Raw genomic sequence first — 11,293 nt, forward strand, 5'->3', positions numbered from 1 at the left:
ATCGCTGGTTGTATCCCGCCCGCGCGGGTGGGGCCGGCGGGAGTCCTAGGCTTGTCGGGTGACCCCTCTGCACGACACCACGCTCCGCTCCTTCGCCTCCGACAACTACTCCGGCGTGCACCCCGAGGTGCTCGCGGCCATCGCCGCCGCCAACGACGGACACCAGGTCGCGTACGGCGAGGACGTCTACACCGCGCGGCTGCAGGAGGTGCTGGCCGGTCACTTCGGCGAGGGGATCCAGGCGTTCCCCGTGTTCAACGGCACGGGGGCGAACGTCGTGAGCCTGCAGGCGATGCTGCCCAAGTGGGGCGCGGTCGTCGCCGCCACGACCGCGCACATCAACACGGACGAGGGCGCGGCGCCCGAGCGCGTGGCCGGCATCAAGATCCTCGGCGTGCCCACCGACGACGGCAAGCTCACCCCCGAGCTCATGGATCGCGAGGCCTGGGGCTTCGGCGACGAGCACCGCGCCCAGCCCGCAGTCGTGTCGATCACGCAGTCGACCGAGCTCGGCACGCTCTACACACCCGACGAGGTCCGCGCGATCGCCGACCACGCCCACGAGCTCGGCATGACCGTGCACATGGACGGCTCGCGCCTGAGCAACGCCGCCGCCGCGCTCGGCCTGCCGCTGCGCGCCTTCACGACCGACGCGGGCGTGGACGTGCTGAGCCTGGGCGGCACCAAGAACGGCGCCCTCGGGGCCGAGGCCGTCGTGCTGCTGAACCCCGACGCGGCGCCCGGCGTGACGTACATCCGCAAGTTCGACATGCAGCTCGCCTCGAAGATGCGCTTCCTCTCGGCGCAGCTGATCGCCCTGTTCGACGGCGACCTCTACCTGCGCAACGCCACCCGCGCCAACGCCATGGCGGCCCGCCTGAGCGCGCTCGTCGAGGAGGGCATCGCCGACGGCTCCATTCGCGGCACGCGCCTGACGCAGAAGACCGTCGTCAACGGCGTCTTCGTCTCGCTGCCCGACGGCGTGGCCGACGTGCTGCGGCAGTCGTTCCGCTTCTACGACTGGGACGCGTCGAAGAACGAGGTGCGCTGGATGTGCAGCTTCGACACCCAGGAGTCCGACGTCGACGCCCTCGTGGCCGCGCTGAAGGCCGCCACCGCCGCGCTCTGAGCCCTACCGTCGATGGCCGCACGCCGATAGGGTGCGGCCATCGGTCGTGAGAGGGGGGCGCGATGGATCCGGGTGTCGACCTGTGGGTCAGGCTCGCGTGCGAGTTCATCGGCATCGCGATCATGATCATCATCGGCAACGGGGCCGTCGCCAACGTCCATCTCAAGGGCACGAAGGGCTTCCAGTCCGGCTGGGCCGTGATCGCCATGGGGTACGGGATCGGCGTGATGATCCCGGCGATGATGTTCGGCGGCATCTCGGGCAACCACATCAACCCCGGCTTCACCATCGGCCTGGCCGCGTGGGGGTACTTCCCGTGGGCCGAGGTGCCCGCCTATGTCATCGCCCAGCTGCTCGGAGCGATGGCGGGCCAGCTCATGGTCGTCATCGCGCACAAGCGGTACTACGACAACACCACCGATCCCGACGACGTGCTGGGCACCTTCGCGACGATCAACGCCGCCCGCTCGAACGCCAACGGGTTCATCGCGGAGCTGATCGGATCGGTCACCCTGTTCTCGTGCGCCCTCGCGATCACCCGCTCGCCCCTGTTCGGCGACGAGCCGGGCGCCGCGCACCTGGGCCTGGGCTTCCTCGTGTGGGGCCTCGTGCTGGGCATCGGCGGCCCGACCGGCCCCGCGCTCAACCCCGCCCGCGATCTCGGACCCCGGCTGCTGCACCAGCTGCTGCCGACGTCGGTGCTCGCGCACAAGGGCTCGTCGCAGTGGAGCTACGGCTGGGTTCCGATCGCCGCACCGCTGCTGGGCGGCCTGCTCGGCGTGGGCGGCTACACCCTCATCCTCGGCGGGCTCTGACCGGCCGCGGCCGTCTCAGCGGACGCGGCCGTCTCAGCGGACGGCGCCGACGCTCGCGAGCGCCATGCGCAGCAGCGCCCCGCGACCGCCCTCCATCTCGGCCGCGACGGCCGGCGAGGAGGCCTCCTCGGGCGACATCCACGTGACCTCGAGCGCGTCCTGCCGCGGCTCGCACGTGCCCGTCACCGGCACGACGAAGGCCAGCGACACGGCGTGCTGGCGATCGTCGTGGAAGGCGCTGACGCCGGGGATCGGGAAGTACTCGGCGACGGTGAACGGCACCGGCGACGGCGGCAGCAGCGGGAACGCCATCGGCCCGAGGTCGTTCTCGAGGTGGCGGAACAGCGCATCGCGCACCGTCTCGCCGTAGCGCACCCGGCCCGACACGATCGTGCGGATGATCTCGCCCAGCGGCGAGGCGCGCAGCAGCACGCCCACCTGGGTCACCTGGCCCGTGCCGTCGGTGCGCACGGGCACGGCCTCGACGTAGAGGATCGGCAGCCGGCGGCGGATCTCGGCGAGCTCGACGTCGGTCAGCCAGCCCGGGTTCTTGGCCGCGTTCGGCATGCCCGGCAGGCGGATCGCGCCGGTGTCGAGGCTGACCGGCCCCTGCCCCAGGTCGGCGGGGCCCGAGGAATCCGGGTCCTCGGGCAGGTCATCGGGATCGGGGGTGCGAACGGCCATGACTCCTGTATACCCGCCGAAGGGGTCGTTCCGGTTTCGCGCGGCGCGAACCGCCGGCCCCGGGGCCGGACCGCGCGGGCCGATGTCGGCCGATCCGGGCATCATGGACGCATGAGCGCGATCCCTCCCCTCGACGACGCGGCGGTGCTGTGGTCGGGCGAGCGCGACGGCCGCCCGCTGCTCGTGCTGCTGCACGGCTACGGCTCGGACGAGCGCGATCTGTTCGCCCTCGTGCCGGAGCTTCCGGACGGCTTCGCGATCGCCTCGGTGCGGGCTCCGATGGAGCCGCCCTGGCCCGCCCCGGGCCACGCCTGGTACGCGCTCGAGGGCGAGGGCGCGCGCGACCCGGAGGCGGTGACGCAGTCGGCCGCCCGCTTCCTCGAGTGGCTCGACGCCGTCGGGCACGAGGGCCCCGTCGGGCTGCTCGGCTTCTCGCAGGGCGGGGCCGTGGCCCTGCAGGCCCTGCGCCTGGTGCCCGACCGCTTCGCGTTCGCGCTGAACCTGTCGGGCTACGTGGCGCCGGGCGCGCTCGCCGGCGACGAGCTGCTGGCCGAATCGCGCCCGCCCGTGTTCTGGGGCCGCGGCACGGCCGACACGGTGATCCCCGAGGCGCTCATCGTCCACACGACCGACTGGCTGCCCGGCCATGCCGACCTGGTGGGCCGGATCTATCCCGGGCTCGGCCACGCCGTCTCGCCGCAGGAGCTCGCCGACGTGCGCGTGTTCCTCGGCAAGCAGCTGTCGGCGCTGGCCGCCGGCTGACGCCCCCTCAGCGCGCGACGCGGCGCCGGGCCGAGCCGATGAGCAGCGCGCTCGCGCCGAGCAGCAGCAGGACGAGCGCGATCAGCGCGGTGGGGCCGGCCTCGACGCCGGTCAGCGGCAGCGCCCCCGCGGCGGCGGCCTCGGCCGTGATCGTGAACGGCGCCGACATGATCGACAGCCCCGACGCCCCGATCGCCTCGAGGCGGTGGGTGCCGGCCGGCGCCTCGGCCGGGATCGTGACCTCGCCCGAGACGACGCCCTCGGCATCGGCCGCGAGCACCTCGGCGAGCGGGATCGGATCGGAGTGCAGCACGAAGCGCACCTCCTCGCCCGGCTGGAATCCCTCGAACGTCACCGCCATGCGGCCACCGGGCACGAGGGCCGAGCCGTGCGCCGCCCCGACCGTGCCGGACCCGGCGCCGACGGAGCCGCCGCCACCGTGGTCGCCGCCACCGGGCGTGCCGCCGCCCGCGTTGCCGCCGCCCTCGTTGCCGCCGCCGGGCTGGCCGCCGCCGGGGTTGCCACCACCCGGGTTGCCACCACCGGGGCTGCCGCCGCCCGGGTTCCCGCCCGGGTTGCCACCACCGGGGTTGCCGGGATTGCCGCCCGGGTTGCCGGGGTTGCCGCCGCCGGGGTTGCCCGGCTCCTCCTCGGCGGGCACGGTCGTGAAGGCGCGCACGGGCGAGTACTCGATGCCGCCGTGCGGGCCCTCGGCGATGACGTACCAGCCGTGATCGCCCTCGGCGAGGCCCTGCCACGGCACCGTCACCGCCTGGCCCGGCGCCGCGGCCGCCACCGCGCCGATCTCGTTGGCCGTGAGGATCTCGGCCCGGAACGAGTCGGTCGCCAGCGTCTTGGCCTGCGGCACGATCCCCACCGCCGCGTACGGGATCTCGAACTCCTGCATGCCCGCCGGGTCGTTCAGCGATGCGTCATCGGAGTCGAAGTCGTCCAGCGAGGGCGAGTAGGTGCGGAAGACGATCCGGCCGCCGTCGTTGTCGAAGTGGGCCAGGCGCAGGTACCCGAGCCCGCCCTCCGGGAGCCCCTGATAGTCGAAGAGCATCGAGTACACGGTGCGATCGGCCACGCCGTCGCCGGTGTCGTCGATCTCGTCGGTGCGCGTGTAGGCGTCGTGGTAATGCCCCGAGCTGACCGCGAACACGTTCGGGTTGGCCTTGACCACCTCGTCGAACACGCGCTGCGGGAACGGGCCGAGACCGCCCGTCGTGAGCATGTACTCGTGCAGGTTGAGCCACACCTTGCGCTCGGGGTAGCGCTGGATGATCTCGTTCATCCACGCGATGTCCTCGGTGTTCGACGCCTCGTCGTTCGGCGTCGGCCAGCCCATGTAGAGGAACAGGAAGTCCACCCCGCCGACCGACACCAGGTCGTAGTGGCCGCGGTTGTCCTTGTAGGAGCCGCCGTACCAGGGGTTCTCGGCGAAGCGCGCCTCGCCGAAGAACTGCCCGTACTGCGAGTAGTCCGCCGCGAAGCCGCCCACATCGTGGTTGCCGGCCAGCACGCCGTAGGGCAGCGAGGCCTCGTCGAGCATCCGGTAGGCGGCGTCGGCGTTCGCCCACTGGTGCGGCTCGGTGTGCACGTTGACGATGTCGCCGTTGTGGATCAGGTACTGCAGGTTGAGGTTCGCCCGCTGCTCGAGCAGGAAGTCGTGGATCGCGAGCTGGTGCGGGTAGTAGCCGTCGGTCTCGTTGTAGTACTGCGTGTCCGACTCGATCGCGACGGTGAAGTCGTACTCGGAGCGCGCCGTCTCCTCGGCGTGGTACGGGTCCACCGCGGTGTCGCGCGCCGACAGATCGGTCCCGGCGAAGCCCTCCGAGTGCTGAACGAGGAAGGTCAGCGTGCCGTCGGCGGCATGCCCGTCCACCGGCACGAGGGCGTCGAGGGTGAACTCGGTCGGGGCGCCCTGGGTGGTGAGCACCTGATCGATCTGCTCCCAGGCGCCGTCGACGGTGCGCGCGAAGAGCGTCACCTTGGCGTCGGCGTTGGCGCGCCCGCGCCAGTCGACCCGCACGAGCGAGCCGGCGCCGGCCGTCTCCGGCACCGCGACCGTGAACAGCTGGTACGGCAGCGCGGTCTCGCTCGTCGTCTCGACGTCGACGCCGTCGGTGCCGAGAAGCTTGGCGAGGTCCTCGGCGCCCAGGGCCACGGCGCCGCTGCGGTCGGTGGCCGCGGCGTCGGTGACGGTGCCCGCGCTCACGGTGACGTCGGCGTCGCCCGGGGCGTAGCCGTAGCCCTCGCGGAAGCTGAGGTCGAGCGCGTCCTGCTCGGGCGAGCTGGGCGTGGCGACGAGATCGACCTTCTCGCCCTCGATGATCGCGCCGTCGGTGGGGCTCTCGAGCGTGATGCCCGGCCGCTCGTCGGCCGTCACGAAGGTCACGGCGCGCGTGGCGGTGTTGCCCACGGCATCCGTCGCCACGAACTCGGCCACGTGCTCGCCCGGGGCCAGCGCGAGCGACGAGGTCGCCAGCGGCAGCGTGATGGGCGATCCGTCGAGCGAGGCGGTCAGCTCGGCGACGCCCGATCCCGCGTCGGTCGCGGTGGCGTCGACCCCGAAGTGCCCGCGGTAGGTCTCGCCCTCGGCAAGCGGCGTCTCGATCGCCGGCGCGGTGTTGTCGACCCGGACCGTGCGGGTCGCGGTAGCCTCGCCGGCGCGGGCGGCGATGACGTGCTCGCCGTCGGCGATCGCCGTGGTGTCCCAGACCGTCGAGACCGACGTGAAGGCGTCGTCGGGCACGGTGAAGGTGGCGAGGAAGGAGACGAGGTTGGCATCCGAGAACGCGATACGCGCGTCGGGCGCCGGGCACGCGACGAACGCGGGCGCGGTGACCTCGCCGGCGAGCTCCTTCGTGGTGGCGCACTGATCGGGACGCAGCACCCGCCCGTCCGGCAGCGCGAGACGCAGGTTCATGGCGGCGAAGTCGTCGTTGTTCTCGTTGACGTCGGCCTCGGGCCACGCCTTGGTGCCGGCGGTGATCGACAGCGTCACCTGCTCACCGGGCACGACGCGCTCGACGGGTACCGTCGCGTCGACCGTCACGATGCGCGCGTAGTACCCCTCGTCGAAGATCCGCAGCACCTCGTCGCCGAGCTTGACGCCGTTGCGGAAGAACGCGTCGGTGCTGGTCGCCTCGAACGCGAACACGGGGCCGGTCTCGAGCGAGCGCACCGGATCGGCCACCGGTGCGCCGTCGATCGTGAGTTCCAGGTCCGCGGCGCCTCCGTCGGCGGTCGCGGAGACGCGGGTCTGGCCCCCGAGCACCTGGCCGTCGGCGAGGTTGATCCGCACCGCATCCGGCTCGTCCTCGACGAGGTCGACGCGCACGGGGCCCAGCGTCGACTCGGTGGCCCCGTCGCTGGCGACGAGCGTGTACTCGATCCAGCGCTTGCCGAACAGGTCGGCCGCGGGCACCGAGTAGTAGTACCGGTTCGCCGCCTCGAAGCGCAGGCTGCGCGTCTGCGTGGCCCCGAGGTTGTCGGTCATGCGCAGCGTCACCGAGCGGACGAGCACGTCGTCGGTCACGTCGAAGCCGAGGTCGAGGTCGGCCGTGTCGGGCACGTCGGAGCCGCCCGTGAGATCGGTGATCACCGGAGCCGATCCGGCGGCGGGCGGCAGCATCAGCGCGGCCGGCACCTGATCGGCGCTCACGGCGCCCGGCGTCGGCGCGGCCAGGCTCATCATCGTCTGCACGGTGCCGTCCGGCGCCTGCGGGCTCCACAGGTACGTGCCGCCGGTCGGGTTCCAGCCGTACTGGATCGCCGTGGTCGCGGTGGTCTGCGCGTCGGTGAAGTAGTAGGCGCGGCTGATGTCGTGGCCGGTGTTGGTGAGCACCTGGATGCCGCGCGAGCCGCCGTTGGCGAGGCCGCCGTTGTACATCTCGACGATGTCCTGCCCGAGCACGAGGTCGGAGCCGAATGCCGCGTTGAAGTCGTCGACCGTCAGCCCCGCCGCGACGACCGTGGGGTTCTTGATCCACAGCACGAGCGTGCCGCCGGCGGCGATCGTGACGTCGGCGGGCTGGGCGGGCCACAGCGTCGAGCTCGTGGTGACGGGCTCGGTGAGCGCGTTGTCGGTGTAGAGGTACGCCAGCGTGTAGTCGGCGAACGAGATCGGCGCCTCCGAGGCGTTGTACACCTCGATGAACTCGTAGCCGTCGGCGCCGTCGACGTTGGTGGTGTCGGGCGCGATCTCGGTGATCTGCAGCAGGGGCGCGCGCAGGTCGGGGTCGGTGGGCAGCGGCTCGGGCTCGCCCGCCGGCTCGGGGCGCACGAGCTGCTGGGGTGCGACCGCGCCCGGCGTCGGTGCGCCCGCGATCGGATTGACGAGCACGCTGCCGCTCTCGGGCAGCGTGAAGTGGTCCGAGGCGCCGCGGTTGGTCGCGACGCGGTTGTAGTCCGCGCCCGACACGAGCGTCGTGCCGTCGGCCTCGTAGAGGCGCAGCGAGCGGCCGCCCTGGTTCGCGAATCCGCCCTGGCCGGTGGCGTGGAAGAGCGGGTAGGTCGAGGCGGCGTCGCCGTAGTGCGCGCGGAACTCCGCCTCGGTCAGCTGCCACTGCCCGACGGCCGTCTCCCCCGAGACCACTCCGTAGCGCAGCCAGAACACCGCCGTGCCGCCGGCGGGGATCACGGCGTCGGCGAGCGGCGCGTCCGTGCCCGGCTCCACCACCTCGAGGAAGGCCGCGTTGTTGTACTGCAGCCGGTAGTCGGCGATGTCGATCGGCTCGGCCGTGGTGTTGGTGATCTCGTAGAACTCGAAGAGGTCCTGGTCGCCGGGGGTGCCGGCGTTGTCCTGCATCACCTCGGTGATCACCAGCGGCGGGATCGGCTCCGCGGCGGCCGCGGCGGGCGCGGCGATGCCGACGCCCGTGACGGCGATCGCGGCGGCGGCGAGGGAGGCGAGCGCGGCGCGGCGGCGCGCGAAGACGCGGGAAGTCACGAACGACGAGCGAATCGCCTCGCGGTGACGGATCGTGGCATGCCGGATGAACGGGCGCTGAATCGCGGGTGTCGATCCGCGCGGGCTGTCACGCCCGGGCCGCCTCCCGGTGGGACGGCGACCCGGGCGGGGCTGCTACCAGCCGTAGGTGACGACGACCTCGCCGTCCGCGAACGCGATCGAGCCGGAGAAGTCGATCTCGACCTCCTCGGTGACCTCTTCCTCCTCGTCCGAGAGCCAGTCCTGCTCCAGGTACGTCGCGGTGGCGACGCCGCCCTCGGCGATGAACGACGAGCCGTCCTCCGACACGGTGAGCGTCGGGTACGAGGTGATCTCCCACGCGACGGGCGTGTCCGACGGGTAGACGTAGGTGTAGAGCGGGCAGTCGTCCGGTCGGCCGATGCCCTGGGCCGCGCACTCGTCGAGGAGAGCCGCGACCTGGGCCTCGGCCTCGGTCTCGAGGGCGTCGGTCGGGCGGAAGTCCAGCACGGCATAGCCGGCATCGCCGCTGGGCTCGCTCGTGGCGAGCAGCGTGGCCGGGTCGGCCGCGAAGAAGTCCGACGCCGCCGGCTCGACCTCGTAGACGCCGGGGTACAGGTACACCGTGCCGGTGCCGAAGAACTCGTCGTCGATCGGCACCTCGACGCCGCCGATCGTCGCGCCGCCCGTGCCGTCGGTGCCGACCTGGGCCTCCACGACGAGCGGCGTGGTCACGCGCCAGTTCTCGAGCACGAGCCACTCGTTGCCCGTGCGCTCCACGTCGAGGGAGGCGGTCTGGTCGACGCCGTCGAGGCGGTAGGTGACGGTGACGCCGCGGACGTCGCCGCTGCCCTCGCCACCCTCCACGCGCACGTCCGAGATCGTCGAGGTCGCCGATCCGAGCACCTCGTCGGTCAGGAACGCGCGATCGGCGCTGGGCACGTTCGGATCGACGGCGGCGCCGGCGGCCTCGGCCTGGCCCGCGGCGATGAGCTCGACGTACTCCTGCGCGACCGCCGCGGGACCGCGGCCGGCGTTGACGATCGAGACCGCGACGGCACCGCCGATCCCGATCACCGCGACCGCGCCGACGCCGATCCCCGTCCACAGCAGCGCCTTCTTCGCGGCCGGGCTCAGGGGCTTCGGCGGGGCGAGCGGAGCGACCGGCATCGTCGGCGCGGCGCCGACGGGAGCCCCGGCGACGGGCGCGGTCCCGGGCGCGACGGGGGCGCCCGGCGCGGGGGCACCCGGCGCCGCGGCGGCATACGCCGCGCCGGGGGCAGACGGCCCGGCGGGCGCGACGACCGCGGGGCCGATCAGCCACGCCCCCGCGGCGCCGCGACCGGCGAGGAGGGCGAGCAGCTGCGGCGACGCGGCGTAGACGAGCGAGGGCAGCACCTGCGCGCCGAGCTCGATCGCGGCGGCCCACACGAGCATCACCAGCGGCGTCCACCAGCTCATCGCGATGCCGGCGCTCGCGCCGCCCGAGAGGAACGCCGCGGTCGCCATGCCCGTGCCCGAGAGACCGAAGAACAGCAGGCCGAACACGACCCACAGGCCGAGGATCACGAGCGGCAGGCGCCACGCGACCGTCAGGTCGAGGCCCGCCGCGCGGCGCGGTCGGCGGGTGCCGATCCGGACCGCGGCGATCGCGGCCAGGACCACCGCGAGCGCCGTGACCAGCCACAGCCACCACACGTCCACCGTGAAGATCGTGCCGACCTGGCTCATGCCGCCGATGCCGGCCTCGACGCCGCCGAGCTGGGCGAACACCGCGAGCACGGGTGCCACGTTGAGGCAGAGCACGAGCAGCAGCGGGATCCCCGCGGCTTGATCGGCGTCCACGAGCAGGACCACGCCGACGATGAGCGACAGCGGCACGAAGACGATCGCGAAGACGGTGACGACCGTGAGCGTCTCGCGCACCAGCGCCGGCAGCCCGATCAGCACGCGGCGCGCGGCGGCGACGATGCCCTCGCCCGGCGTCGTGCGCGCCCCGAGCGCGCGCCCGGCCGCGCCGGCCGCGGCGAGCAGGATCGTGCCGAACACGACGACGCGGAAGCTCGCCCCCGTCACCTCGATGGCCGCCCCGCCCGCATCCTGACGCACCGCGAAGATCGCGGCGATCAGCAGCACGACGAGCGAGGCGATGAGGCCGGACGCGACCGGTGCGAGCAGGCGGTGCACGCGCGCGGACGGCGTGCGACGCTCGCACCGCCACGACCACCAGAGCGACACCGCCATGACCGCCAGCGTCAGCAGCAGCGGGAACACCCACAGCGAGCTCGAGGCGCCGGCCGAGAAGAACTCGGCGGCACCGCTCACGCGCATCGAGAGCTCGCCACCGAGGACCAGCCCGGCGCCGATGGCGACGGCCGCGAGGAACGCGCCGATGCCGGACGCCGCCGAGCCCATCGACGCGGAGAGGTCGGCGAGCAGGCCGATCGCGGCGAGCACGATGACAAGACCCGCGACGACCGTCGCCGCGACGGCGATGCCCGCGGTGGTCAGGGTGTCGACGACGAGGGCCCTCGGCAGCGCGGGCGCGGCGGCCGGCGTCACCGGCGGCACGTACTGCCACGGTCCGGACGGCTGCGGCGGCGCGGCCTGGGGCGTCGCGGGCGGCACCGGCATGGCGGGCGGCCCGGCCGGCGCCGCGAGCGGCACGGGCGGGGCCGGCGGAACGGTCGCGTGGTCGGCCGGCGCGCCGGGGACCGGCGGGCGCGGCGGGATCGGCGGCACGCTCGCGCCCTGCGGCGCGTCGAGGCCCGGCGTCTGGCCCGCCGGCACGTCGTGGTCGGTCATTCGGATAGCCCCCCGGAAGTGAGAACGGCCGCTCGGCGGCGCACGGTGTCGGCGGGAGGCCGATGCGGCGGACGCGGCCGCACGATCGGCGCTTCTCGCCACTGGGAAGCTATCGGCCCGCTCGGGTGGCCCGTAAGCGCTGGCGCCCGCCGCTGCCCGGGGAAC

General features: G+C 73.4%; 6 protein-coding genes. 3 read left to right on the forward strand and 3 right to left on the reverse strand.

The features are described from left to right. Window positions 1–58: 58 nt before the first annotated feature. Together E3O41_RS11855 and E3O41_RS11860 are read left to right on the forward strand one after the other, a co-directional pair. Window positions 59–1,129, forward strand: coding sequence for a threonine aldolase family protein (locus tag E3O41_RS11855; protein WP_067024921.1), 1,071 nt, complete (start codon window positions 59–61; stop codon window positions 1,127–1,129). Between the two features lie 62 nt (window positions 1,130–1,191). After that, on the forward strand, window positions 1,192–1,944 hold the full coding sequence (locus E3O41_RS11860; protein ID WP_067024924.1) for an MIP/aquaporin family protein: 753 nt from the start codon (window positions 1,192–1,194) through the stop codon (window positions 1,942–1,944). 33 nt (window positions 1,945–1,977) lie between these two features. On the opposite strand, the gene E3O41_RS11865 is transcribed toward E3O41_RS11860, so the two are convergent. Further along, on the reverse strand, window positions 1,978–2,628 hold the full coding sequence (locus E3O41_RS11865) for an NUDIX hydrolase family protein (RefSeq protein WP_067024927.1): 651 nt from the start codon (window positions 2,626–2,628) through the stop codon (window positions 1,978–1,980). A 111-nt stretch (window positions 2,629–2,739) separates the two neighbouring features. Here E3O41_RS11865 and E3O41_RS11870 point away from each other — a divergent pair, with 111 nt between their 5' ends. Next, entirely contained in the window at window positions 2,740–3,390 is a 651-nt protein-coding gene (locus E3O41_RS11870) for an alpha/beta hydrolase (protein WP_067024930.1), read from the forward strand. A gap of 7 nt (window positions 3,391–3,397) precedes the next feature. Here E3O41_RS11870 and E3O41_RS11875 read toward each other — a convergent pair whose 3' ends face one another. Further along, complete coding sequence (locus E3O41_RS11875) at window positions 3,398–8,344, reverse strand: lamin tail domain-containing metallophosphoesterase family protein (RefSeq protein WP_067024933.1); 4,947 nt, start codon at window positions 8,342–8,344, stop codon at window positions 3,398–3,400. Window positions 8,345–8,479: 135 nt separating this feature from the next. Further along, window positions 8,480–11,128, reverse strand: a complete 2,649-nt coding sequence (locus tag E3O41_RS11880; protein ID WP_067024937.1) for a hypothetical protein — start codon at window positions 11,126–11,128, stop codon at window positions 8,480–8,482. Between the last annotated feature and the right edge of the window lie 165 nt (window positions 11,129–11,293).

This window comes from Microbacterium sediminis (genome assembly GCF_004564075.1).
GTDB lineage: Bacteria > Actinomycetota > Actinomycetes > Actinomycetales > Microbacteriaceae > Microbacterium > Microbacterium sediminis.